The sequence below is a fragment of the Mesorhizobium sp. P3_A8 genome (assembly GCF_056402995.1).
The window spans coordinates 1-964 of the sequence record NZ_JBFUGI010000041.1; the positions used below are offsets into that span (position 1 = coordinate 1).

At 60.9% G+C, this 964-nt stretch carries 1 pseudogene; it reads right to left on the reverse strand.

Annotation, left to right across the window (positions count from 1 at the left end):
• Nucleotides 1–306: 306 nt before the first annotated feature.
• A pseudogene (locus tag AC1DX4_RS35050) lies at nt 307–594 on the reverse strand (GIY-YIG nuclease family protein).
• Nucleotides 595–964: the final 370 nt, after the last annotated feature.

Genomic DNA, 964 nt, shown 5'->3' on the forward strand with positions numbered 1-964 from the left:
GGCCATGCTGGTGGTATCCTTCTAAGGCTTCGGATTGTTTGCGGGCGTGGCGCAAGCCAGCGGCCAATCAACTCTCCAAGCGATGGCGGACAAAGACGGCAGGGACCATGATGACGTCGGGTGTTACCCGGTCCTAAGGGCGGTCGCCTGCCGCCGGGACTGCTGGCTGTGATGGGCCGCAGTCCCGGCCGCCAAACTACCCGATCCTTCTCAAACAATCCTAGGGCGGAGCAAGGAGCGCAGCGACGCGGCGCAGACCCTAGGATCCATGCCGGGGCTTTGAAGCGTCGCAGCGGTGCAGAATGCTCACCATCCCGTGCCGCGAAAAAGTTCGAACCACTCGGGATTGGTCTTTTCGATCAGGTCGATCTTCCATTGGCGTGGCCAACGTTTCAGGGACTTCTCACGTTGGATTGCATCGGTGATATCGAAATACTCCTAGTACCAGACAAGGCGTTGCACGCCGTAGCGACTGGTGAAGCCTGAGCCTTGGCCGGACTTGTGCTCGGGTACGCGGCGGCCGAGGTCGTTGGTGACGCCGATGTAGATCGTGCCGCGCTTCTGGCTCGCGGTCATGTAGACGTAGCCGGTCATGGCTGAACGGTAGCCCGCATCGGTGGGCGTGCAAGCGCCATTTCTGATCCGTCGCATTCTACGACCAATGTCACGGCATGGATCCTAGGGTCTGCGCCGCGTCGCTGCGCTCCTTGCTTCGCCCTAGGATTGTTTGAGAAGGATCGGGTAGTTTGGCGGCCGGGACTGCGGCCCATCACAGCCAGCAGTCCCGGCGGCAGGCGACCGCCCTTAGGACCGGGTAACACCCGACGTCATCATGGTCCCTGCCGTCTTTGTCCGCCATCGCTTGGAGAGTTGATTGGCCGCTGGCTTGCGCCACGCCCGCAAACAATCCGAAGCCTTAGAAGGATACCACCAGCATGGCCTTCTTGCATCAACAACCGCAAAT